Source organism: Actinomycetota bacterium (genome assembly GCA_030776625.1).
In the GTDB taxonomy this organism is placed as follows: domain Bacteria; phylum Actinomycetota; class CADDZG01; order CADDZG01; family WHSQ01; genus MB1-2.
On sequence record JALYHL010000003.1, the window covers coordinates 93,319 to 115,744 of the forward strand.

The window sequence follows — 22,426 nt, forward strand, 5'->3', positions numbered from 1 at the left end:
CTAAGCCGGCTAACCGATCGATGATGGGGGCGAAGCCCGGCCCGCCTCCATGGCTTCGAAATGACTCGCTACTTCTTCCGCCGGAGGCGGATGCAACATGGTCTCGATGAAAGCCTCCGCGACATGCGGGCAGCCACTTGCTTTCATCGCAGTGGCCGCGGCCTTCGTGTCGTAGTTGGTCCTACGAAATTCGATGTTCGGGCCAAGCAGGGCCCAGTAGGCGCCAGGCTCGCGTTGGTATGGCATTCCGACGCTTCCCGCATTGATCACGTGGTGACTCCCTACGTCCCGCTCAAACTGCATATGCGTGTGACCACAAACGATCGTGCGTTCCCGCACCTCCGCAAGAGCCGTACGGAGCCGGTCTACTGGACTCAGGGGAGTAATGACTTCCTCGTCGCTGCGGGGTGATCCGTGGCAGAACATCACATCGCCGATCCCATCGACGTCTGCGACGAAGCTTGTGGCGAGGCGGTCGAGCCACTGCTGCTGCTCGTTCGTCAACTGGTCCGCGACCCACAGAGTGATGTCAGCAGTAATCTCATCGATACCGTCTGCCGTTCCGAGGCGCTGCGCTACTTCCCGGTCAGCGTTGCCGCGAATGAAGGTCGCGTTCTCAAGGTGTTGCAGATGGTCAACTGTTTCACGCGGGAACGGTCCCCACGCGATGTCGCCCCCAATGAGAATGACTTCAACGCCCTCTCGCTCGACTTCCCGTAGCACTGCTTCGAGCGCAGGTTGATTGCCGTGGATGTCGTAGAGAGCCGCGATCCGCATCGCCTCGACAGTAGCTCTCTGAGGGCGCAGGAGTAATCCGCCTGGGGCGATCGTCGCGTTGGGACAGTTACGTCGGCGGCCCAGTGGGCGTGCCCTTCTACGAGAAGCGTCTCGGCTACCACCGCCACTCCATCAACTTCCACAAGCGTCACTAGGCGTCGCGGGCCTTGTCGGCGGCTGACGCTATGTTCGTCGGCCCTCTTTTCGAGCGGACGTTCGGGCATCGATAACGCTAGGACGTCTTCGTTAATTCCCGCGCGTCGTCCGGTACCCGTTCCAGGAAGAGATCAGGATCCGAAGATCGCTCTGTCGGTCGGCGACGGAGCGAAACCGCAACACGGGCCCCTGCTATGAACCACCCGGCATAGGCGATCCACGCTGGCATGCCCTCGTGGAGTTCGGTTCCCGGGGTCGTTGCGGCCGCGGCAACCTCACCTTCTGCCTCATCCCCTTGATCCTGTAGAAGTTGTAGCTGTGGCTGCGTTTGGCGGACATCGCGGCGAACGCGATCCAGCGACAGCCTCAGGCGCTGGTTCGTCCCCTCCAGACGAGCCGCCGTTCGCGCGAGCAGAGCATCCTCGGTCACGGTCACGTCGATCGGTATGTGCTTGCCGAGCGGGGTGTGACAGCCGCCGTCGCAGAGCATGAGCGCGTACCTGCCGGGCGGAACGTCGGGAACGGTCAGGTGCAGACGCGCTCGAGCGAGATTCGCGTCGCCCTCCAGAATGGTGACCTGTCCCGCGGGTATGACCGGACTGAGCGGGCGCCACCACCGCTCCGGATTAGGTCGACCCATCGCGTGCTCCAGGAGTCGTCGGTCGAAGTCTTTGACGAGGTAGGCGTAGTAGTTGGTGCCGTGCGCCTCTCTCGCTTCTTCAACGGAGTCGTAGAAGACCTCGGAGACCTCGAGTTCGAGAGATTCCCCAACCACGAGGTACTGGTCGTGAAGGTCGAGGGTCGTCCACCAACCTCCGGCAGAGGCCGGTGCCTGCAGCAACAGTAGCGATGCCGAAGCCGTGAGGACGAAAAGCGCGCTGCGTCGCATTGAGCTTCTCCCTTGTCCGCTTGAAGAGATTGGCGTCCCATCTATGTGACGCTGAAGCGGGCGCGGAAGTTCGCTAGCCGAATCGAGCTCCGTTGTCAGAAGGTGCGACCGGCAACCCGTTCCAGTTCCACCTTGAGCTCCTCGGGCGACCGGTCCAGCAGCTTCCCGGGCAGTACGAGGAACGGGTGACCGGTGGCTCTCCCGATCCTCATGTTCACTCGCATCACCGGATTGCTATGTCGAACGATGTACTTGTCCCGGTCGCTGACCTCGATGCCAAGCACAGGTCCGAGCTGTCCGATGGACTGCACACTGATGGACTGGACATCGGCCCAGGGGATCAACCCAACGTTCTCGTGATGCAGACCTTCAGGGTCCGCCACTAGTAGAGGCTTTCGTCCGAGCTGGAAGGCTCGGCCGGTGAACGACACCGCGGCACAGATGACCGCTCCTACTAACCAGGAGGCTCTCATCACCCAACCCTGGTCACTCGCGAGGAGCGCCGCGAGAAGGAGAACGACTCCGGCAATCCCGACGACGAATAGGTTGCGGTTCCCCTTTCGCGCCGAGATCGCGATCGCCAGCGATCTGTTGTCAGGTTCCATCGGATGCCTTCATGATGCGACGTCGCGCCTCGCTGCGGTCACACGGCACTAGAAGATCCCGGGGACACCAGGCGGCCAGGATGAGGAGGACCGATGACGGACTTCTCGTAAACGAATCGACCCAGCGCGTGTCGGACTCGGCGGCCACTCGCATTTCACAACTGCTCGGACAATATGAGGTTGAGCCACGCATCAGCCTCGCGATAGAGGATCGGGTTGTTATCCGGCGTGTAGTAGGCAAGTACGGCGACTGCCTGCGATAAGGCCCAGCCCCTAGCCCGTTCCCACGTGGCGTCGTCGACGTGAAGTGCTTCCCGGAACGCGTCTCGAGCCTCGGCTGAGTGAAGTTTCCACGCCACCATGACGTCACATCCGGGATCGCCGATTCCCATCGAACCCCAGTCGATGATCCCGGTTAGCCGCCCGTCCCGCACCAGCCAGTTACGGACGTCGAGGTCGCCGTGGTGCCAGACTGGCGGACCGCCCCACGGTGGCGCCGCCAGTGCCCGCCGCCACTCGGCGTGGACTCGCCGGTCGCCGTCGAACTTTGCGAACCAGTGCTGCATCTCCATGTCGCGTTCGGCGAGAGGGATCCCCCGGCCCGGCGGCGCTCCCTCGGAAGCGGCGGACTGCAACGCGGCGAGGAAGCTTGCGAGATCGCGAGCCGCTTGGAGTGCATCGATCTCCTCGACAGGGACGCGGTCGCCCTGAACCCATGTATGTATCTCCCAGAACCATGGATAGCCATTGGTTGGTTTGCCCTGTCCCACAGGGACGGGGATGTCCAGAGGCAACGCGGGCGCAAGCCGAGGGAGCCATTCCGACTCCTTGCTGGCTGGCGTGGTGGGACCGTTGCGGCGCGGTAGCCGAACCGACAACCCGTCACCGAGTCGAAAGATCGCGTTGACGGTCCCTTGTGGCTCGATCCGACGCAGTGGCAACTCCGCCCACTTCGGAAATTGCTCCCGAAGGAGGTGCCGCACGACTTCTTCGCTGATGTCGATTTCATCGACGTGCATCGTCGCCATGTCTTAGATTGTCCGCCTTGGAAGGCCTGCGTCCGCGGGGTTACTCCTCGGCGGCTCTTCCTCTCTTAGCACCGGCGCTCGGGTGTCAAGGCGCCCGCGAGCGGTGCCTTCGCGCTGCGCCCTTTGTCTGACGTGCTGGGTCCCACCCAGACTCACCGAACTCGCTTCGAGCGAGATCGTCTACGGAAGACCCACCACCACGGGTTCGAGGATGGCTACGTCGAACGCCGTGTCTACAGGATCCCCGGCCTGGTTCCATAGCGAGACCCTGATCACGACACCTTCCTCGCAAACCGTCTCCTGGGTCGCGATCACCGGCAGGCGGCTATGAGCGGTAGCTACCGCGGGCAGATGCTGGGTGAAACAGGGCAGCGGCTGCCCGCTTGTCCTGATCTCGTAGATACCGGTTCCGACGCGTCGCGCCTCGAGTCCTTCTGGGTCACATCGGTCTACGCCAGGCGGAGGCCCACCGATCCAGTGCACGAAGATGTATCCGCTCGCAAGGGCCGTCCACTCGGACGAAAGATTGGACGTGCTGTCGACCGCGACGACGCCTCCCAGCGACCCTCCACCGCATCGCGTCGCGTAGCGGGCAGCTTTGACCCCGCCCAGCGCTCGGGCATCTATGGCTTTGCGGATGATGTTGTTGGGAAGGTGGCCGCGGCGGTTCGTAGCAACCAACTTCCCTGCCCTTTCCGTAGAAGAGGCGCGCGAGCCGACGGCGTGCCTCCGGTCAACCTTGTCCGCGTTGCGCGCGTAATCCGCAACGACCTGGGACACGGCAGGAGCTGCCGCACCCAGCAGAAGTAGCAGCAAACTCACGCCTAGCAACGTGTTCCACCCACGCCGTCTGTTGCCCACCATGGCCCTCCTTACTCGTCCCATCTACAACAACGCCACTCACTCCCCGCGGTTGTCCCTCCACCTCGTCCGCGGTCTAGCTCGGCGTTTCGTCCCTCCCGTAGCAGGATGCTCGACCACATGCCGAAAGGGCGGAAGCCAGGAAACTGCTCGTCAGCTCCGCTAGCCTTGTGGCCGATGGCAGGCAGGGCGCTGATCGTGGCTTCTATCGTGCTTGTCGTCCTTATCGGCGCGGCGATCGTCATCGGCATCGCGACGAGCGGGAGCGACTCCGCGCTCGCCTCGCTCGAGGACCTGCGAGAACGGGAGGTCGTCTTCCTCGATGACGAGCACATCTTCCTCGTCTACAACGGTGGGGAGGTTCTGGCTCTATCGGATGATCCTCAGCACCTCGAGGGGGAGCACACCGAGTGGTGCGAGACCTCGCGGATGTTCGAGACGCCGACGCATGGCGAGACATTCGACTCCCGCGGCTACTACTACGGTGGCCCAGCGCAGCGAGGGCTGGATCGTTATCCGGTCCGGATCGACGGCGACCCCATCTACGTGGAGCTCGATCAACGGATGCAGGGACCGGACCGGGGAGAGGGTCCTGCTATCGAGCCACAAGGGGATTTCTGTATCCCCGGCTAAGAAGACGCTGTCAGTGCCCGATTGGGCTGCCTGACACGTCCGTGACTGGCCCGAGGTGATGCCTCAATGGTCATATCTTGATCGGGGCAGCGTTCGTCTAGCCCTCGCGGACTTCGGCGGTCGGGGGACGCCCGTGCTCCTGCTTCATGGTCTCGCGGGGCACGCTGAAGAATGGAGCGACACTTCTTCATGGCTGGCTGCGGAGCATCATGTCTTCGCTCTGGACATACGGGGGCATGGTCGCAGCGAGCGCAGACCTAGCGATGTATCGACAGCGGCCCTCGTCGAAGATGTGGTCGCGACGACCGAACACATCGGCTGCCCCGTCATCCTCGGCGGCCAATCGTTAGGCGGGCTCATCTCGATCCTCGTTGCTGCCGCGGAACCAGATCTTGTACAAGCTCTCGTGGTGGTGGAGGCAAGTCCCACTGCCATGGATGAACAGGCCGCCATGACTCTTGCGGCTGAGGTAAAGGAGAAGCTGAGCAGCTGGCCCACGCCGTTCCGCAGTCGCGAGGCCGCGATCAGATTCTTCGGTGGACCGTCTGTAGCGGCGACCGCGTGGGCGGCAGGCCTGGAAGAGCGTGACGACGGGCTGTGGCCGCGTTTCGACGTCGACGTCCTCGTGACGATGCTGGAGAAGGTCGTTCGCCACGATCACTGGAGTGAGTGGGATCGCATCCGATGCCCGGCCCTTGTCGTGAGGGGCGAGACAGGTTCATTGTCAGTGGAGGATGCGCGTGCGATGGAGGAGCGACTATCGCAAGCGCAACTCGTGGAGATACCTGGAGCGGGGCACGATGTTCACCTCGACCGGCCCGACGAATGGCGAAAGGGTGTATCTACGTTCCTACGTGGCCTGGTCTAACCGATTAGCGTCCCGCGTATGGGTGCGGTCGTCTCTCGCGACGAGCTCCTGCGGCGAGTTCGGCGGCTAGAACGGCATGACGGGGAGCCGTACTGCCCCAGCGTCCATTGCCGCGGCGTCGATAGTCTTTCCTTGTGTACGACGAGTCAGCCGCTTTCTACGATGCGATCTATGGGTGGAAGGACTACGAAGCTGAGTCGAAGCGGCTCCTTGCCGAGATAGCCAAGCGAACCCCTGACGCCAAGAGCCTGCTGGACGTGGCATGTGGGACGGGCCGGCACCTCGAGTTGCTGAGCGGAACCTTCGAGGTGGAGGGCGTCGACCTCAGCCCCGAAATGCTTGCGATCGCCAGACAGCGCCTGCGTCACGTTCCTCTGCACGAGGCGGACATGCGATCTTTCGAGCTCGATCGACGATTCGACGTGGTGACCTGCCTCTTCGGGAGCATCGCTCTTCTCCAGGTGATCGACGAGGCCCGCAACGCCGTGCGCAACATGATGCGTCACCTCGCTCCGGGCGGCCTCCTGATCATCGAGCCGTGGGTACGCGAGGAGGACTTCGAGAACGGCCGAATGGACGTAGAGACGTATGACACTTCTGATGGGCACGTGCTCATCGGATCCGTGGCGCGGCGGCAGGACCGACTCGCCATGCTCGATATCCAATATCTGCTGGTGAGGAGTGACGGGGTGCGGCATGTTTCGGAGCCGCTCCAGCCGGCGCTATGGACACAAGCGGAGTATGCGGCGCTGCTATCTGACGAAGGACTGCGGGTTGACTACGACCCCGATGGCCTGATGGGTCGCGGCTTGCTGATCGCGACGAACGCCTCAGGCGGGTAAGGGTCCGTTCTTCGGTGCAACGAGTTCGATCTTGATTCCATCGGGATCTTCGAAGTAGACCGCGTAGTGATCCTCGGAGGGATAACGATCTCCGTAAAGGACGCGCGAGCCACGTTTCGTCACTTCGGTCGCCAGGCGATCGACGTCCGCAGGGGAGGCGACGTGGAATGCGATGTGGTTCAGGCCGACCCTGCGTCGGTCGTAGCGGGGCTCCGTGAAATCGTCTCCGACTTGGACGAAGACGATGTAGGTCTGTTCGAGTTTCCAGCTCTCGCCGTCGTCCCATTCATCCAAGAGCTGATAACCAAGCTCGCCCAGGAGCCATCTCCAGAATGCGAGTGACTTACGCAAGTCGGAAACGTAGAGCTCTACGTGATGCAGGTGCCCATGCTGCTCCGTCATCTCCTCAAACCTTCCCCCGGGAGGTGTCGTTCCGCGGAGTACACGAGGCAGGGCCAGTCGTCTACCACAGCCTCCTTTTCCAGTTGCATGCCGATCTTGGCCGCGACTCTTATGGAAGCAGGGTTGTCTGGGTCGATAAGCGCAACCAGTCGAGGGATATCGAGCCGGGTGAATGCGAGGTCGCGACAGGCGGCAGCGGCGTGCGTAGCAATCCCCTGATTCCAGAAGTGCTTCACTGTGTGCCAGCCCATCTCAACTTCTTCAACTGCATCAACCCACCGCGGTCTGATACCGCAGTAACCGAGGAACTCAGCGCCTTCGACGGACTCCATGAGCCAGAACCCGAAGCCGTGCTTCCGATAAAGGGCCACGGTGCGATCGAGCCAGGCCGTCGTTTCCTCTTTTGTCCGCGGCCGGGGATATAGCCTCATCTGGTCCTGATCCGCCATCATTGCGGCGAGCACCTCGAGGTCAGCCGACGTGAACTCGCGCAACAGCACTCGGGCGGTTCGCAAGACGGTGCTCATGATGCTCCCATTCTCGCGACGGTTCGACCTGTCCGGTCGCTGCCGCGCGCCGAGATCGGTCGTTCCTTGAGACACCAGTCGCTGCGGCCGAAGATCAACAGGCTTTACGGCGTGAGAGCTCCTGTATCTCTGCGACAACGTGCTCGGCATATGGACGCGCTCGGGGAACGAAGTCCTTGAACTCCTCCTTGGCCTCGCCGACGTAGATCGCCCTAGCCTCGATGAGAACCCGTCGGTGTTGCGCGGGCAGTCGAGGTAGCGCCCAGTCCGCGGCAGCATCTTTGGAATGGATCTCGCCCGTACTAATGCTGCTCCACATCCTGGCGAGTGTCAGAACCACGTTGTGGGCGTCATCATCGATGTCTTGTAGCAAAGGGTCGATCGCATCCACGGTCGCGGCGACCAAGTCCTGCTGGGGCACGGGGTCGAATACCTCACCCGGAGGTGGTCCCTCGAGGGACGCGTCCGCAACCAGGACCATTTTGATGAGGCTAGCGAGGTCTGGGTTGACCTCTTGCCATGGTTCAAGGTCGCCGGTCTCGAACTCGTCGCGCCACCAGTCTCCGTATTGGAAGTCCATACGAGGGGGGTATCGCCATGGCTTTATCTCCTCCTCGACGAGGATCGTCACTTCGAGGTGACGAGGCTTCCCGGAGAGGTCAAGGAGTTGGTGAATGAGAGCCTCTCTCTCGTCCTTTCTTGTGCATCTCTGAGCCACCACCATTAGGTCAAGGTCGCTGCGCGGCTTGAGACCACCGCTAACGGCGGACCCGAAGAGATAAGCGCCCACTAGTGCCTCTCCCAAGACGTCGTGCAGGGCGCGCATCACCCCATCCAGCTGGACCCGTTCCTCTCCTGGGATATCGACGATCTTGTGCGTGTCGCGATCGGCCACCTGCTCTACCTGCCTCCTGTCGGCATTGCTGCACCCGAGATCGGCGTTCCTGCTGACGCAAAGGTCGGCCGCGAACTCCTCCACGCAACCCGAGGCTCTCGTTCAAGGCGTCTAGAGGCGAACCTCGTAGACCAGTTCTGGGTCGAGAGTCTCCTCGACCACCTCCGCCAGCACCTGCCGGTGTTCGTGATCGATTTTCTAAGTCGATAGCACGGAGGCTGTGCTACCCGGAGCCCCAGTGAGCATCGCGATGTTGTAACCGGACGGCCCCCGAACGACGTCTCCTACGACACAGGTGATGTTGTCCTGGCTTCCATGGCGCAATGCCAACCGAATGAGTTCCTGAGGTCGTCGTTGGGGGTCGGGCATCTCCAGGATGGCCACGATCTCCTCCGATGTCACGTAGTCCGATAGGCCATCGGAGCAGATGAGGTAACGGTCGCCGGGATCGGTCTCGCGGACCTCGAAGAACGGTTCGGTTTCCTGGCCGGTGAGGACCTTCAGCACCATGTTGCGTTGGGGATGACTCGCAGCTTCCTCAGGTCTGACGCGACCTTCGTCGACGAGCGACTGAACCAGCGTGTCGTCGCGGGTGACCTGGTGCAAAGAGCCGTTTCGCAGGAGGTAGGCGCGGGAGTCCCCGATGTGTGCGAGCGCGACCCGTCGTCCGGCGAACAAGAGCGCGGTGAGAGTGGTTCCCATGCCCGAGGTCTCAGGATCGCTAGCGGCGCGATCGGCGATGGCGGCGTTTGCCCGACGGAAGGCCCTACGCAGGTCGCCGAGCATGTCGCGGGATGGCCGCCCCTCATCGAGTGGGAGGAGCTCCTTGATTGCCAAGGAGGCCGCGACCTCGCCCGCGGCATGGCCTCCCATGCCGTCGGCCAACGCAAGGAGCCGCGGTCCCGCGTAAGCGGCGTCCTCGTTGTTCGAGCGCAGGCCGATTTCGCTCTGTACGGCAAAGCGCAGGCTGGTGTACATGCCATCCCTCCGTCTCGACGAGCTTCCCCCAGTACGGCGGGTTAATCAGCCTCTCAGCCTAGGCGCTGTTGCGCGCCGAACACGCCGTGGTAGCTCTCACTCTCCGATAGGAAAACCCGGCGGAGTCGTCGAATCCGTTAGCTATGAAGCGGCTCGTCCTGCTCTTGTCCGTGTTGGTTGTGCTGGTCGCGTCTGCGGCTCGAGCAGACGATCATCGGCCGCCGCGAGCGACGCTTCATGTCGCCGGGAAGGTCCAAGAAGGGCACCGTTACCACGCCGACGGCTGGTCGACCTCCAGCGAGCCCGGCTACTGCGATATCTCGTTCGCGACGGGTTTCTCGAAGTTCGGCAAGCCGATCAGAAGGACCAGTAGGGATGAGATCGTCGTGCGCTTGCACAAGCCCGCGATGCCGCGCGAGGTCGAGGCGCAGAGCTGGCCGCGCGTGAACGACGATGGACAAGCCGCGGGTCAGCCCACGCCTCTTCCTTGGGCGCTGCGTCCACACATAACGGGCGGCGGCATTACGGCGTGGGAGGTCGTGGTGCTTGCTCCTTCTGCACCGGGGCACCTCTACCTCGGTGTCGGCGCCTATTGGGCGGATGAGGACGGGTGCAGCGGCAGTCCACTGGATCTGGGGAGTCAGTACGCCGCTTGGAACTTCCACGTCTTGACGCGGTAGACCATTTCGCGCCTGGTGTGCGCGGCAGTTTCTCGCATCAGGAATGAGGAGCCGTCCTGATGGCGGGGGCGGAGGCTGCGGTGCGCGGCCGGCCACCGGTGCGGGTCTCGCTGCTGAATCCCGCTTCTCCACGGCCACTCTCGGACCGGCCCTGGCCCTCCTAAGCAGCTAGGCGTACGTTTGGGAGCGTGGAACCACTGGCTGTGCTGCTTGTGATGCTTCTCGCCGCCCTCGGCTGCTGGAGCGTCGCGAGACGCATCCGTAGACGCGCCTTTGGTTTCGGACCGCCTCGAGGGTGGGACGGCGGCGACCCATCAGGTGACCGCGAGCCGCGTAATCCGCGTCCCAGCCCGCGAGCGGGTGCAGAGGCGGTACCGGAACCCTCGCAGGTCGACTAGCTAAAGAAGCCCCGTCGGATGCGAAAGACCGTCTTCATGGCGACCTTCTTGTCTCTCCTGCTGGCGTGCAGCGGATCCGAAGCCGATCCGGCCTTCGAGTCGACGAGCGTAACGGAGATAAGAGTGTTCGGCGGTGACTGCGCGCAGCAGCGATGTGTGGCGGTCACGGCCTCAGTGGTCGGGTCTCGCGAGGGCCAGGGCTCATGTGAGCTTTACGGTCCCGGGGATCCAGACGACCTCAAGCCTCTCGCGAGCAGCGGGTCGCTCGAGATGATCCCGGACGAGGAGACGGTGTGGACAGCGGAGCTCCCCGGCGGCGCCCCTCCACTATCCGATCTGAATCCCGTGTGCGAGCCGATGATCGAGGGGTGATCTCTTTGCATCGCTCGGTGCTCGCTCTCGCTGTCTTCCTGCTTCTGTCGCTGCTCGCCACTGGCTGCAGTGACGACCTCGCTCCCGGCGAGGAGCGCCATCGGCTCCTGACGCACTGCGGGCTGTCTTTCCCGATGAGATACGAGGGCGACAACTGGCTGCCAGTCGATCCCGAGCTGCGCGCTACGTTCAGCGCGCCCGACGGGTTCTCCTCCGATGACTACTTCGACGAGGGGAGCGTCCGTCGCGTCGACGACGACACCGTCATCTACACCTCATCAGGTGGCACCGAGGTCGAATACGAACCCACGGAGAAGAAGCCCGGCGGCTGCGAGTGAACGACCCACTGTTGCTGCTTTCCGTCATCGCGGTGACTGTCCTTGCTGCGCGTGGAGGCACGACCTATTGGGCCACGCGTAGAACGGCACTTAGTTGAGTCGAGAATCGTCGACGTGTCTGCGCCGGTGCGACGAGCGTTCCCCAACAGTCAAGAGGCTGCACCAAAAGGCCGCTGTAGTGATTCCGGCTGCCGCCGCAGCGAGCAGCGACGCTAAGAGTCTTCCGGAGGTCGCGTACGCGATGGCGAAGGCGACCGCGAGCGCTACGGTTCCCCAGCCGTACACGGGGCGAAAGTAATGCGGATCGTTCCTGTCCACCAGCACCTCACGGGATCGGCGCGCCCCGTCACGTTACCAACGGGGTTCTCGTGTGATCTAACGATCCCCGGCCCCTGCGGCGGCCGCCGGATAACCCGCTGCACAACGGCTGCTATCGCCGGCGATCGTCGCTCAGCGCCCGGCCGATGTAGAGCAAGAGGAGCGCGAGGAATATGGCTCCCACGACATAGCTCGATCGAGCACCAGATCCACACGAGGTGAGGACGTCGTCCATGCGGCATGGCCGTGGGTTCGCGAACAACGACGCCAACACGCCGGCGACGAACACCGCTGCCGCAGATCCGTACAAGATCCGGCTCACCACTTGCCAATCGTCGCGCCGGTTCGACCGCAAGCGAGACAAGCAGCGGTTGGGGCCGCCGTTCGTCTACAGCGATGAGGGGAAGCTTCTAACGAACGAGGAGATGAAAGCGATGTGCAAGTCGAGATCGATCAGAACGGCGACCCTGGGCGCCACGGCATTGCTGATGTCGCTTCCCGCGGCGTCACCGGCGCAGGCCGCTCCAACCTGCTTCGGGCGCGAGCCCACGATCATCGGCAACGACTCGCGCAACCGCCTCACAGGAACGCCCGGGGCCGATGTCATCATGGGTGAGGGTGGCGACGACGTCATCTTCGGCCGCGGTGGTGACGACCTGATCTGTGGGGGCGGCGGTAACGACGAGATGCTGGGCGGCCGGGGCAACGATCGCATCCGGGGGAACAGGAGTGCCGGCGCGACGGGCCACTCCGAGAGGCTGCTCGGCGGGGTCGGCCGCGATCTCCTGATGGGCAACGGGGGCGAGGACGACCTCGTGGGTGGCCCCGGCAGAGACCGCCTGATCGGTGGCAGGGGGAGCGACACAGCGGCTTACTACACGGCGAAGTCCGGCGTAAGCGTGGACCTGGGGCGGGGCGTGGCGACGGGGGATGGTCGAGACCGTCTATACACGATGGAGAACGCCACAGGCAGTGACCATGACGACGTGATCATCGGCAACGGCGGAGACAACTATCTCGGGGGCGACTACGGCCGCGACCTCGTCATCGCCAAGGGCGGGAACGATCGGATGTCGGGCGACGGGATCTACGAGGACGGAAGTGGCGACGTCTTGCGTGGTGGCGCCGGCGACGACTATGCCTCCGGCGACTACGAGCCGGACTCCGGCGGTCCCGATCGCATCTATGGAGGAGACGGCAACGACAGCCTGTATGGCGGGCCCGCCGATGATCTCATCGACGGGGGCGACGGCATCGACCTGATCCGCGGAGGTCCCGGCGACGACGTCTGCCGCAATGGTGAGGACGTCGAACGCTGTTGACCGGGCCGACGACGAGCGACCTTGTCCGGATCGTCTCGTTGTATGGGTAGAGCATCCCGATTCATCGGCCGGTCAAGGGAGACCAAATGCGACGCCATCACCAAAACGTTGTTCTCATAGCGGCGCTCGTCGCGGCGGGTCTCCCTGCGGCGTCCGCAGAGGCGGCTCCGACCTGCTTCGGCCGGACCGCCACGCTAGTCGGGACTGACGGCAACGACCGCCTAGTGGGCACCCCCGGGCCGGACGAGACCACGGTGGATGGGCCGGTTCGCAGGAACTTGAGTCTTCCTGTTGACCTGCGGCTGCGCGAGGAAGCGGGGCTCGGTTAGTCCGGGGTTTGGACAGCACGTCGGATCTGAAGATGGTGGATCCATCGCCGCACGAGTAGCAATACGTGCCCTGGAGCGTCGCGTGTCTGGGGGCGGTCCTGGATTTAGCGAGAGCTATAAGACCTGAAACGATCTGGCTCCGGCGTCTAGCCGTGCCTGTGCGCCCATCCGCAGAGTGAGCATCGGATCGGTGTGCCCGATGTCAACGTCTGCGAGCACCGGGATACCGGCACGCTCAGTGCGTCGAGCGACCACTTCCAGCATCGCGGTCTTTCGTTCATCGTCGTAGGCCGCTGGCCGCCCGACTATCAGGCCGGTGACCGCGTCAAAGACACCGCCTCGGTCGAGGGTGGTCATGTAGGCGTCAACGTGGCCCGGCGAAGGAGCCTCTTCGGACGTCTCAACAAACAGGATGGCTCCTTCTGGCTGCGTCCAAATATCCGTGTCCCGGATATGCCACATGATCGTCTCGAGACAGCCCCCGATCAGGAACCCCTCGGCGGTTCCTTCTCTGACGCACTGCCATCCGTCAGATGGTTTGCGGTCGCGAGGCCGTTCTAGGTCTTTCTTCTGTTCCCAGTCGAGGAACTCGTCGGTCCATTCGTCAGCCGGTTCGAAAACCATCGGTCCGCCATTCCACGCCTCCTTCATCCAATTTTCCGTGTAGGAGAGCACGTTTGGGAATTCGGCCAGTTCCGAAGCCAGCGCGGGTCCGTGGAACGTTTGAAGGTGTGAGTTCTTGAACATCGCCCAGTGGAGCGTGCTCACATCGGAGTAACCCTGGAAGACCTTCGGATTCGAAGCGATCAAGTTGTAATCGAGATGTTGCAGCAGCTGAGCCGAGTGGTTGCCTCCGATCGCGGCTAGGACGACGCTTACCTCCGGGTCCGCGAAAGCGGAGTGGATATCGGCGGCGCGCTGTTCACCGCTTCCAGCGGTCCAGCCCGTGCTCAACGACGCGTTCGGCATCAGCTTGACCTTGAAGCCAAGCGACTCCAGGAAAGCACTTCCGCGTTCGACCCGGTGAGGGAACTCTGCAACTGCCGGAAACGACGGGCAGACGATCGCGACGGCGCTGCCGGGTTGCGGGGGTGGAGGCGCGAGGACATCGGGCATCTGTTGAGCGTACGGGGTGCCGTGACCGGCCGATTATCGGGATCGGTATCGCTCCGCGAGTCGAGGTGCCACCCGCTACGTCGAGGATCACTTCTCCCGTCGGGAACCTGCGGAACCCTCGCCTGGTTGCCAACGCTAGACGTAGTCATGGCCCGACCATGGCGCCGGCCTCTAGGCTCCGGCGCAATGGCCCTCACAACCGACCGGGCGATTGCCGAGCACGTAACGCTGCGAGCGATCCTCGCCGACCGCTACATCGGACCCATCATCGGGCTCGTCTTCCTCGTGCTGGCGGGCCTCGGCGTGGTGTTCCCCGTTATGCCCCTATTCGTACGGTCGTTCGGAGTCGGCTACGACGGGGTAGGCGTCTTCATCGGAGCGTTCGGCTTCATGCGCCTCTTCGGGGACCTGATCGGGGGCGCGATCGTCGATCGGAAAGGCGAACGCTGGACCGCGGTCGCGGGGATGGCATTGCTCGCAGTGTGCGCCACGGCGACGGGGCTTGCGCCGAACTACGCCCTGGCGCTCATGTCGTGGGCGATCGCGGGCGTAGGGTCGGCGGTGTCGTTCGCGGCGCTGTTCAGCTACGTCGTGAAGGTCGCGCCGAAAGACAGGGTCGGGCGCGTGCTGTCTTTCTTCTACGGCGCGTTCAACGTCGGTGTGATCGCCGGGGGCGCGGTCGGAGGTTTGGTCGCGGCTCGGTTCGGTTTGGCGGCGCCACTGTTCATCTACACGGGCATCCTGGTGTTCGCGGCTGCCTTCTATGTGCCGCGCTTCATCCCGACGATCGAGCAGGCGCCGGTAGAGGTCCCACTGGACGCCGCACGGGCTGAGGGACTCGCTAACGAGGAAGCTCCCTTGCCGAGCAAGGGGCCGATCCGCACGATGATGCGTTTGCCCGGCTTCGTCACCGCGCTGGTTCTCAACCTGATCTATCTGTGGATGGTCGGCTCCGTCTTCAACACGCTTCTTTCGCTGTTCGCTCAGGACGAGCTAGGCGTGTCGACAGCAGGGATCGGTGGGCTGTTCGCGCTCGCTGTAGCGGCGGAGTTCCTCATCTTGTTTCCTGCGGGGGCGTGGGCGGACCGCTTTGGGCGCAGAGCCGTCCTGGTTCCTGCTCTGGCCGCGCTAACGATCTCGCTGGCGGCTACGGGATTCGCGACGTCGGTGTGGATGCTCGCGGTGTTCCTCGTGCTGTTGTCGATCGCGGGAGGCTTCGCGGGCGTTCCGCCTGCGGCGATGATCTCAGATGTCGTACCCGAACAACAATCCGGGCGAGCGATCGGCGCGTTCCGGTTCTTCGGAGACCTCGGCTTTTTCTTCGGGCCCCTCATCGCGGGCGCGACGAGCAAGAGCTTCGGCTTCCGAACTGCATTCATCGTGACGGCGATCCCATCTGCAATCGGTCTCGTCTTGACCCTCCGCACCGCCGAGACCCTGCAGGAGAAGAACCGGGGCCTCGCCCGCTGAAGCGCCTGGATGATCGCTACCGTTACGTGTGGCGTACCACCCGCCGAGACGCGGGCCAGGGCACTCCTTACAAGTTCCGGGCGGTACTTGCTCACCACGACCGCTCGCGTCCTTTTCGGCGAGTGATGAAGACTCAGACGTAGACTTCGGCCATGGGCGGCGCAGAGGTCCTTCTCGTTCTGGTGGGGTGGGGAATACCTCTGGCGCTGGTCGTCTTCGTCGTTAGCTCGTTGTGGACGATGACGCGTTCCATGGGGGCGATCGAGCGGCAGCTGTCCGACATCCGCGAGCTCCTCGAGCGCGACCACACTGTGCTCTGAACGGTGAGCGGCGCGCAGCCATCCCATCAGCTCACCTTCCACAACGAGGACGCACCTTCTTCGGGTGTGACTAGGCGCAAGCGATGACCTCGCTCGCTCGCGGCCACCGCTCGACGTGGCCGGAGAAGACCAGATAGGCCGCGGAGTTGTCGTTCGGATCCAGCCAGAGCTCCATGAACTCGGTCCGGTAGCCGGTGTTCTCCGCCCCCTTCGGCAACTCAACATCGTCATCGAAGCTCGTCATGGTGCTTCCTGGTGGGAAGACCTTCTTTGGGTCACGCACGTACTGTCGCGATTCTGAGATGTCCGACGCGTTGTGTCCGAGCGGCCAGCCCACGTGCATGATCACGCCCGACTCCCAGTCACAATGGTCTGGCCCAGTGATGGCATTGATGACGTTCGACTCATCGGGTATCTCTTCGTCGTTGGGCCCGTACCAGGTGCTTCCCGGATAGGGCTCGAACTCGTAGTCGGAGGCGAGCTCGCTCTCAGCGGCTTCGTCGAGCTTGTTCCCGACGAAGGAGCCGCCGCCGCCGGGATCGCCACAGCCCCCGAGCGCGATGAGCGTCGACAGCGCCAACACCATGGGTCGTTTCATGCTGCGTTCGACGGTACAGGTCAGACTTAGGTTCCCGCAGCTGGACCGATTTAGGCTGCTGGAGCAAAGATGGAAGGGGGATGGCATGGGGCAGCGGCGCTGGATCTCGGTGCTCTTACTGGTTCTCGGCCTCGTATCCATCGGTGCAACCTCAATGGCGGGGAGGCCGAGCTGCGAGGGGCAGCCAACGAAGGTCGGTACGTCGGGAGATGACCGCCTCGTCGGAACTACCCGCACCGACATCATCAACGGGCTCGGGGGCGATGACGTCATCATCGGCAAGGGCGGCGGCGACTACCTCTGCGGGGACGAGGGCAACGACGTCCTCCGCGGCGGCCCCGGCCAAGACACCATGTATGGCGGCGACGGCAACGATCAGGCGTTCGGAGCCGGTGGCGGGGACACGCTGAACGACAACGCCGGGCGCAACCTCCTCGACGGCGGCGACAACAACGACTTCTTCAACAGCGAATCGCCGGGCCGGGACAAGGTAGTGGCGGGGCGCGGCGACGATTCGGGCGAGCTAGGTGGTGGTCCCGACGTTGTGCGCGCCGGTGGGGGAGCAGACCGGTTCTACACGCAAGCGGGTGACGATCGACTCTTCGGCGGCTCCGGTCCGGATCTGCTCGACGGCATGTCGGGGCGCGACGAGATCGACGGCGGCGGTGGCCGTGACGACTGCCGTCACGGAGAACGAACGACCTCCTGCGGGTAGCGAGTCGCGGCCGGGAGCAGCCCCTAGCGGGGGCGGGAGCCGTAGTCGCCGAAGGGGTTGTCTCTTTCTCGTACAGCCTCGCGGTAGCCAACCTCTTCGGCGCGATGCACGAAGTCCAGTCCCTCTTGCGTGTGCCTGGCGATACCGTCGAACAGTGTGCCCAGGGTTCTCGTCGAGTTGAGGCCCATGTTGTCCGCGACCTGGTTGCAGAATAGCTTCATCATCACGAGCTGCGACAGTGGGAGACGTGCCATCCGCCGCGCCAGTTCCCATACATGCTCCTGCAGCTCGGCATCGGGAACCGTCTCGAGGATCAGACCGATCCGGGCGGCCTCGGCGGCCGGGATCTCGTCGCCGGTGAAGAGGTAGCGCTTGGCCCGTTCGAACCCCATCCGATAGACCCACATCGGTGTTGTCGGCACGCCCCATACGCGCGCGGGCGGGTAGCCGAAGACGGCGCTCTCGCCGGCGACGATGATGTCCGAACACAGCACCATGTCGGTGCCACCCGCGATGCACCATCCCTGCACCCCGGCGAGCGTCGGCTTCGATGCGTGCCAGAGCTTCATGTACACGTCGACGAAGCTGGACATCAGCTTGAAGTCCGTGACCGAGTCCCACGTGCGCTCGGCGCTCTCCTGTTCACGCTGATACTCGGTGGACCAGTCGAGTCCATAGCCTGCGCAGAACGCGGGACCCTCCGCGGTAAGGAGGATCACGCGGGCCTGCGCATCCGCTTCCGCCTCATCGATAGCGTCGCGTAGGTCATCCCGTAGCTGCTCGGTGATCGTGTTGTACTCATCCGGGCGCGTAAGCACGATCGAGAACACCCCGTCTGCCAGCTCCGTCCGCAGGCTCGGCAGTCCGGTCATCGGAGCGCGGCCTGAGTACAACTCATGGTTCGAGACCGTACTAGCTACCTCCTCGACCAGAATATGTGCGCCGATTGCACTTCGTTCGACGTCGACACGCCCGGAGGTGTGCGCGCCACAGCCATGAAGCCACGACCCCTTCCAGCGACCGCTGCCTTGCTACGTTTCGCGGCCGCAGCCCGGTCTTGACGAACGCTCAGTCATTCCGCCGCTGTGGATCGGACTCGGATGGTTCTCCTTCATCGGCCGCGAACTCGTCTGCGGGTCCTGCCGCCCGATGCATAGAGGACCTGAGCCACAGCAAGAAGAACCCAACCACGAGTCCGGATCCCACCATCGTCCCTATGCCGGGGTAGACCGCCGATTCGAGCTCAGGACTCTCAACCGTCCGGTGTAGCCACCAGAGACCGGCTTGATACCCGCTGAATCCGCCGCCGATGACGCACGTAAGCACGAAGATGACTTTCATGCGGCTGGAGGGTAGACGGGATTAGTCGAATAGCTCGTCCTAGCGCAGTCGCCGATCACCCCACGCCCACGGCGTTGACGGCCCGACCCGCTGTGGCCGCTCCGCCCTGGGCTGTGCGCTTCTGGCGCGACCTACCGAGTCCTGCACTATTGCGCCCGGAAACGGCGAAACCCGACAATAGGTTCGTGGCGATCGGACGAGGCGGCGACGGGAACGGGCATGCCTGCCGAGACGGATTACGCCTATGGGGTGCCCATCGTGGTCCGTGACCCGCGCCCCGAACAGCCAGAGCGGCGCGGCACCTTGCGGGTCCTCATCGTCGACGACATGCCTGAGATCCGCTTCCTGTTCGAAGTTGCGCTGTCGAGGGAGCCTAAGATCCGGCTCGTCGGTCAAGCCGGGAACGGGCGTGAAGCTGTTGAGAAGACAGAGTTCCTGCGGCCCGATCTGGTTGTGGTGGATAGGCAGATGCCGGTGATGGACGGAGTCGAGGCCACCCGCGCGATCAAGGAGCGGTGGCCCCAGGTCGAGGTGGTGGCCTTCACGTCATCGGGTCATCTTCAGGGTCACCACGAGATGCGGGACGCGGGGGCAACGGCGGCCTTCGATAAGAGCGACCTCAAGCCGTTGCTCAACCTCATCCGCGAGCGAGCCGAGGCCCGCGGCGCGGCGTAACAATCTCGCGGTCTGCCCAACTCGGGAGAAGGTTGCGAAGGTTGTCGGCACCGGCCGTCAGCAGCGACATGCGTAGATCCAGTCAAGCGTTCACCTTCGTCATGCAGCGTTCGGATGACTTCGGGCGTCTATGCACCATCAACCAACTTTGGAGCTTTGAAGCCATGACAGTGCGACTGGATCAGCGGCTGAGTCGTTCCGCAGCCGTTCTCGTCATCCTCGCGGGGATCCTCATGGTCGGCAGCCCGCCTGCCGAAGCAGGCACGGAGACTTGCGCGGGGCTGCCCGCAACGATGGTCGGAACCGCGGGACCGGACCGCCTCGACGGTGGGCCCGGCGATGACGTCATCGTCGCGCTGGGTGGCGGTGACGTGATCACGGGCAAGGGCGGCCGCGACGTCATCTGTGGCGGGAAGGGCCCCGACGAGATCAGAGGGGGCCTCGGTGGCGACACGATCTCCGGGCAAGACGGTCACGATGTGTTGGATGGCGGCGCTGGCACGGACTGGGTCGGGAGCGAGGGCATGTCTACCAACGGCAGTGCCTACCGTCTCCGCTTCCAGGTGGCGGGCGGCTATCCCGAGGCAGGAAACGACGTCCATCGAGGCGGGGCCGGCCGCGACCACATCACCTTCTCGCCCGGCAACGACCGGATGTTCGGAGGTAGTGGCATAGACCAGGCTTCGTTCACGAGCGAGGAGGTGCCGTTCCGCGCCGACCTTGCACGCGGCGTCGCGTCCGGCGCTGGGAGTGATCTTGTTGCCGGGATAGAGAACCTGACGGCCTTCACCCGCGCCGACATCACCCTCACGGGCGACGAGAATCCGAACCAACTCGTGGGGAGCACGAGCTCAACCGAGCCTTTCTTCGCGAACGGCGGCGGCGGAAACGACGTCTTGTACTCGTGGAGCCCGAGTCGAGGCTCGAACGGACCGGGTCCCGTCACGTTCTTGGGTGGATCGGGAGACGACCTGATCGTCGACGCGTTCGGAGGAGCCGAACCCATGGATGTGTTGCGAGGTGGCGCGGGCAACGACGAGCTCTGGAACCGGTCCGGCGGTGCCACCCTGTACGGCGGTCTGGGCGACGACGCCCTCATCGTGAACGGACGCAGGGGTGACAAGGCCGCGGTCGGTGGGCCTGGCACCGACGTCTTGCGCTTCGACGTCGACATCGCGCGGGTGTATGTCGATCTATCTCAGGGCATCTTCGAGGCGTTTCGCTACCACGAGGCGGGTTCGGGAACCGGGACGGTCGCGGAGGTCGAGGATGTCGAGACCGAGAGCAGTACCTACGGCAACCTCGACGATCAGAACGGCGACGTACTGATCGGAGACGACGGGCCGAACAGGTTCAACGCGACCGGCGGCCACGATCGGATCGATGGTCGCGGTGGAGATGACTCGTTGTCGGGCGGAACCGGTGACGATGACATCGATGGCGGAGACGGGACCGATGTCATCGACGGCGGTGCGGATCAAGACGCATGTCGCAACGGTGAACAGGTCACGAACTGCGAGACCTAGCTCCGCGCCATCTCAAGCAGTCCTAAATACGGTGATGGACCCTCTTAAAGGCGCGCCAGCGTCTCTGCGAGGGGGCGAGATGGTGCCATCGCTAGACGCACGTTGCGGCCCCTACAGGTGACGACCGTGGTTCGGGTCGGGTCCGAGTAGGCGACTGCGCCGTCGGCGATTACCTCTTGTTCCGCGTAGTTGTACGCCTGCTCGTGCCACTCCATCAGCGAAGAGCACAGCACGCCGCGATGTTGCCTGTGTTCCATCAGCGACATCGCGAAAACGCTTGTGATGTTCTCCGGCCGCTGCCCCCAGACCACGTACCGTCCGCCTGCCCAAGCCGCCGCTCTTCCCAGCGGGTTGCTGAGAGCCAGAGCCTCGCGGTCGGCCGGCGCTTCGAACATCGCTTTCAGGTGCATCGCTCCGATCGTTCCTTCGGCATAGAGCTTCCACGGCTTCGGTAGCTTCGGGAATCCGGGCGGCCGTTCCGGTCGCACCTTCGCGAGGTAGCGATCGGGAAACATGATCTCTGCGCTGCTGGTCGGCGGCCGCGAGTAGGCACGGTCCACTCCGTCCCACCCCTGCTTCAGATACACGCTGCACACGAACGACAGGCCCCAGCGATACGGAAAGATGAACCGCTCGATGATCGCGTGTGGAGTGCCCGCCTCGCGTTCCAGGTTGTAGGTCTTGTCGTTCGTCAGGAGCCGCTCGAGCGTCTTGTCGATCGCCCGCTTGTTCGCGAATCGCGCCGACACCTGTAGTTCGGCAAGTGTGGCATCGCCCTCGATCAACGAGCTCATCGCGAGACTTTCGTCATCCACTAGGCGCGGCGACTTGCTGTGCGGCAGACCGAAGACCTGGTCGACCGCAGCATGACCGAGCTCGTGGGCGAGGATCACGTATTCGCTGTCGAGCTTTCCCTCCTCGGCGAGCACGATCTTGTCTTCTGCTGGGACGTAGAACCCCGCGACGAGATCGGCGCTGTCACCCTTCGGGTTGGTGCTGCCGTCGGTGCCCAGCAGCCGGAACCCGAGACTCCACTGGAGCCAGTCGTTGATGGCGCGATCTTTGGCCTCGAGCTTGGTCTGCGTCTGTTTCGCTAAGCGGCTGAACTCGGTGCGATCGACCATCTGGATATCACTGGGCGCGGTGAAGTCCAGCTCCCGAACGGTCTCCACCTGATCCATTACGAAGTCGATGGGGCCGAAGTACTGCCCGGCTAGCGACGCGATCTCGACGCGCTCCTTCGGCATGCAGCGCTCGATCTTTTCTGGGTCGAGGCTCAGTTTCACGCGCTGAGGACTGACCTTCGGTGGTGCCTCGAACTCGTGTCGGGTCGCGCTGGGGCCGCCGGTGGTGACCGAGGCGCCGCGCGTCGTGCAGCCGCCAACAAGCGCACACGCCGCGAGCAGAACACAGAGACGTTGCCGCATCGCCTGCACTCCCCAGATCA

Annotated in this window: 26 protein-coding genes; 12 read left to right on the forward strand and 14 right to left on the reverse strand. The window is 63.7% G+C overall.

Features of this window, described 5'->3' with window-relative positions; translation table 11 throughout:
• Positions 1-9: 9 nt before the first annotated feature.
• The 5 genes from M3N53_06555 to M3N53_06575 form a co-directional block, all read right to left on the reverse strand.
• Complete coding sequence (locus M3N53_06555; protein ID MDP9067990.1) at positions 10-777, reverse strand: metallophosphatase family protein; 768 nt, start codon at positions 775-777, stop codon at positions 10-12.
• Between the two features lie 232 nt (positions 778-1,009).
• The gene (locus M3N53_06560) at positions 1,010-1,822 is read right to left on the reverse strand and encodes a hypothetical protein (GenBank protein ID MDP9067991.1); all 813 of its coding nucleotides are present in this window, start codon (positions 1,820-1,822) and stop codon (positions 1,010-1,012) included.
• 95 nt (positions 1,823-1,917) lie between these two features.
• On the reverse strand, positions 1,918-2,427 hold the full coding sequence (locus M3N53_06565) for a hypothetical protein (protein MDP9067992.1): 510 nt from the start codon (positions 2,425-2,427) through the stop codon (positions 1,918-1,920).
• Between the two features lie 155 nt (positions 2,428-2,582).
• The gene (locus M3N53_06570; GenBank protein MDP9067993.1) at positions 2,583-3,455 is read right to left on the reverse strand and encodes an aminoglycoside phosphotransferase family protein; all 873 of its coding nucleotides are present in this window, start codon (positions 3,453-3,455) and stop codon (positions 2,583-2,585) included.
• Between the two features lie 180 nt (positions 3,456-3,635).
• Positions 3,636-4,319 carry a hypothetical protein gene (locus tag M3N53_06575; protein ID MDP9067994.1) on the reverse strand — a complete coding sequence of 228 codons (684 nt, stop codon included), beginning with the start codon at positions 4,317-4,319 and terminating at the stop codon, positions 3,636-3,638.
• 174 nt (positions 4,320-4,493) lie between these two features.
• Here M3N53_06575 and M3N53_06580 point away from each other — a divergent pair, with 174 nt between their 5' ends.
• The 3 genes from M3N53_06580 to M3N53_06590 all read left to right on the forward strand — a co-directional run bounded on the left by M3N53_06580 (position 4,494) and on the right by M3N53_06590 (position 6,659).
• A complete protein-coding gene (locus tag M3N53_06580; GenBank protein ID MDP9067995.1) occupies positions 4,494-4,949 on the forward strand; it encodes a Rieske 2Fe-2S domain-containing protein in 456 nt (151 codons plus the stop codon).
• Between the two features lie 58 nt (positions 4,950-5,007).
• Positions 5,008-5,817 carry an alpha/beta hydrolase gene (locus tag M3N53_06585; GenBank protein MDP9067996.1) on the forward strand — a complete coding sequence of 270 codons (810 nt, stop codon included), beginning with the start codon at positions 5,008-5,010 and terminating at the stop codon, positions 5,815-5,817.
• Between the two features lie 134 nt (positions 5,818-5,951).
• Positions 5,952-6,659, forward strand: a complete 708-nt coding sequence (locus tag M3N53_06590; GenBank protein MDP9067997.1) for a methyltransferase domain-containing protein — start codon at positions 5,952-5,954, stop codon at positions 6,657-6,659.
• Here M3N53_06590 and M3N53_06595 read toward each other — a convergent pair.
• The 4 genes from M3N53_06595 to M3N53_06610 form a co-directional block, all read right to left on the reverse strand.
• Positions 6,648-7,061 carry a VOC family protein gene (locus M3N53_06595; GenBank protein ID MDP9067998.1) on the reverse strand — a complete coding sequence of 138 codons (414 nt, stop codon included), beginning with the start codon at positions 7,059-7,061 and terminating at the stop codon, positions 6,648-6,650. The two genes, M3N53_06590 and M3N53_06595, sit on opposite strands and share 12 nt — an antisense overlap.
• Entirely contained in the window at positions 7,058-7,588 is a 531-nt protein-coding gene (locus M3N53_06600; GenBank protein MDP9067999.1) for a GNAT family N-acetyltransferase, read from the reverse strand. Before M3N53_06600 ends, M3N53_06595 begins: the two co-directional genes overlap by 4 nt.
• A 94-nt stretch (positions 7,589-7,682) precedes the next feature.
• A complete protein-coding gene (locus M3N53_06605) occupies positions 7,683-8,567 on the reverse strand; it encodes an aminoglycoside adenylyltransferase family protein (GenBank protein ID MDP9068000.1) in 885 nt (294 codons plus the stop codon).
• Positions 8,568-8,681: 114 nt separating this feature from the next.
• Positions 8,682-9,461 carry a protein phosphatase 2C domain-containing protein gene (locus M3N53_06610; GenBank protein MDP9068001.1) on the reverse strand — a complete coding sequence of 260 codons (780 nt, stop codon included), beginning with the start codon at positions 9,459-9,461 and terminating at the stop codon, positions 8,682-8,684.
• A gap of 143 nt (positions 9,462-9,604) precedes the next feature.
• Here M3N53_06610 and M3N53_06615 point away from each other — a divergent pair, with 143 nt between their 5' ends.
• The 4 genes from M3N53_06615 to M3N53_06630 all read left to right on the forward strand — a co-directional run bounded on the left by M3N53_06615 (position 9,605) and on the right by M3N53_06630 (position 12,889).
• Complete coding sequence (locus M3N53_06615) at positions 9,605-10,141, forward strand: hypothetical protein (protein MDP9068002.1); 537 nt, start codon at positions 9,605-9,607, stop codon at positions 10,139-10,141.
• Positions 10,142-10,557: 416 nt separating this feature from the next.
• Entirely contained in the window at positions 10,558-10,911 is a 354-nt protein-coding gene (locus M3N53_06620) for a hypothetical protein (GenBank protein ID MDP9068003.1), read from the forward strand.
• Positions 10,908-11,249, forward strand: a complete 342-nt coding sequence (locus tag M3N53_06625) for a hypothetical protein (protein MDP9068004.1) — start codon at positions 10,908-10,910, stop codon at positions 11,247-11,249. Before M3N53_06620 ends, M3N53_06625 begins: the two co-directional genes overlap by 4 nt.
• 551 nt (positions 11,250-11,800) lie before the next feature.
• Positions 11,801-12,889, forward strand: a complete 1,089-nt coding sequence (locus M3N53_06630; protein MDP9068005.1) for a hypothetical protein — start codon at positions 11,801-11,803, stop codon at positions 12,887-12,889.
• 443 nt (positions 12,890-13,332) lie between these two features.
• On the opposite strand, the gene M3N53_06635 is transcribed toward M3N53_06630, so the two are convergent.
• Positions 13,333-14,334, reverse strand: a complete 1,002-nt coding sequence (locus M3N53_06635) for an LD-carboxypeptidase (protein MDP9068006.1) — start codon at positions 14,332-14,334, stop codon at positions 13,333-13,335.
• 186 nt (positions 14,335-14,520) lie between these two features.
• On the opposite strand from M3N53_06635, the gene M3N53_06640 reads away from it, so the two are divergent.
• Both M3N53_06640 and M3N53_06645 read left to right on the forward strand, forming a co-directional pair.
• Positions 14,521-15,804, forward strand: coding sequence for an MFS transporter (locus M3N53_06640; GenBank protein MDP9068007.1), 1,284 nt, complete (start codon positions 14,521-14,523; stop codon positions 15,802-15,804).
• Between the two features lie 152 nt (positions 15,805-15,956).
• On the forward strand, positions 15,957-16,124 hold the full coding sequence (locus M3N53_06645) for a hypothetical protein (protein ID MDP9068008.1): 168 nt from the start codon (positions 15,957-15,959) through the stop codon (positions 16,122-16,124).
• Between the two features lie 70 nt (positions 16,125-16,194).
• On the opposite strand, the gene M3N53_06650 is transcribed toward M3N53_06645, so the two are convergent.
• Positions 16,195-16,722 carry a hypothetical protein gene (locus M3N53_06650; protein ID MDP9068009.1) on the reverse strand — a complete coding sequence of 176 codons (528 nt, stop codon included), beginning with the start codon at positions 16,720-16,722 and terminating at the stop codon, positions 16,195-16,197.
• 85 nt (positions 16,723-16,807) lie between these two features.
• Here M3N53_06650 and M3N53_06655 point away from each other — a divergent pair, with 85 nt between their 5' ends.
• Complete coding sequence (locus M3N53_06655) at positions 16,808-17,437, forward strand: hypothetical protein (GenBank protein MDP9068010.1); 630 nt, start codon at positions 16,808-16,810, stop codon at positions 17,435-17,437.
• A gap of 23 nt (positions 17,438-17,460) precedes the next feature.
• On the opposite strand, the gene M3N53_06660 is transcribed toward M3N53_06655, so the two are convergent.
• The gene (locus tag M3N53_06660; GenBank protein ID MDP9068011.1) at positions 17,461-18,309 is read right to left on the reverse strand and encodes a crotonase/enoyl-CoA hydratase family protein; all 849 of its coding nucleotides are present in this window, start codon (positions 18,307-18,309) and stop codon (positions 17,461-17,463) included.
• 196 nt (positions 18,310-18,505) lie between these two features.
• A complete protein-coding gene (locus M3N53_06665; GenBank protein MDP9068012.1) occupies positions 18,506-18,778 on the reverse strand; it encodes a hypothetical protein in 273 nt (90 codons plus the stop codon).
• A 219-nt stretch (positions 18,779-18,997) separates the two neighbouring features.
• Here M3N53_06665 and M3N53_06670 point away from each other — a divergent pair, with 219 nt between their 5' ends.
• On the forward strand, positions 18,998-19,453 hold the full coding sequence (locus M3N53_06670; protein MDP9068013.1) for a response regulator: 456 nt from the start codon (positions 18,998-19,000) through the stop codon (positions 19,451-19,453).
• Between the two features lie 164 nt (positions 19,454-19,617).
• A complete protein-coding gene (locus M3N53_06675) occupies positions 19,618-20,979 on the forward strand; it encodes a hypothetical protein (protein ID MDP9068014.1) in 1,362 nt (453 codons plus the stop codon).
• 44 nt (positions 20,980-21,023) lie between these two features.
• On the opposite strand, the gene M3N53_06680 is transcribed toward M3N53_06675, so the two are convergent.
• Positions 21,024-22,406: a hypothetical protein gene (locus M3N53_06680; protein MDP9068015.1), complete on the reverse strand. Its 1,383-nt coding sequence runs from the start codon at positions 22,404-22,406 to the stop codon at positions 21,024-21,026.
• Positions 22,407-22,426 lie beyond the last annotated feature (20 nt).